Source organism: Sphingobium sp. ba1 (assembly GCF_000743655.1).
Taxonomy (GTDB): Bacteria; Pseudomonadota; Alphaproteobacteria; order Sphingomonadales; family Sphingomonadaceae; genus Sphingobium.
Map to the genome: position 1 here is coordinate 1 of NZ_JPPQ01000004.1, position 706 is coordinate 706.

Below are 706 nucleotides of genomic sequence, written 5' to 3' on the forward strand. Positions count from 1 at the left end.
CTGACCGGTCTTGACCAGCGCCAGCGTATCCTTGGGGAAGCAGGAGCCGCCATAGCCCGGTCCTGCATGCAGGAATTTGGAGCCGATACGGTTGTCGAGGCCGATGCCGCGCGACACGTCCTGCACATCAGCGCCGACCGCTTCGCACAGGTCCGCCATCTCGTTGATGAAGGTGATCTTGGTCGCCAGAAAGGCGTTGGCGGCATATTTGATGAGTTCAGCGGTACGCCGCCCGGTGAACATCAGCGGTGCCTGATTGAGGTTGAGCGGGCGATAGACCTGGCTCATCACCGCGATCGCGCGTTCCGAGCCGGTGGTGCCGACGACGACGCGGTCGGGCCGCTTGAAATCGCCGATGGCCGCGCCTTCGCGCAGGAATTCGGGGTTGGATACGACCTGGATGTCGAGATCGGGCTTCAATTCCCGCGCGATTCGCTCGACCTCGTCGCCAGTGCCGACGGGCACGGTCGACTTGGTGACGATGACCGCCGGACCATCGAGCGCGGCGACGATTTCCCGCGCTGCAGCATAGACATAGGAGAGGTCGGCATGGCCATCGCCGCGCCGCGAAGGCGTGCCGACGGCAATGAAGATCGCATCCGCGCCCTTGACGCCCGCGGCTAGGTCCGTGGTGAAGGTCAGGCGACCCGATGCGGCATTGTCGCCGACCAGCTTGTCCAGCCCCGGCTCGAAAATCGGCATCCGC

Annotated in this window: 1 protein-coding gene; it reads right to left on the bottom strand. The window is 64.7% G+C overall.

Translation table 11 applies throughout. The annotated features are described in order from the left end of the window. Positions 1 to 706: UDP-glucose dehydrogenase family protein (locus IL54_RS00060; RefSeq protein WP_037472032.1), on the bottom strand; the 706-nt coding region annotated here is incomplete at both ends.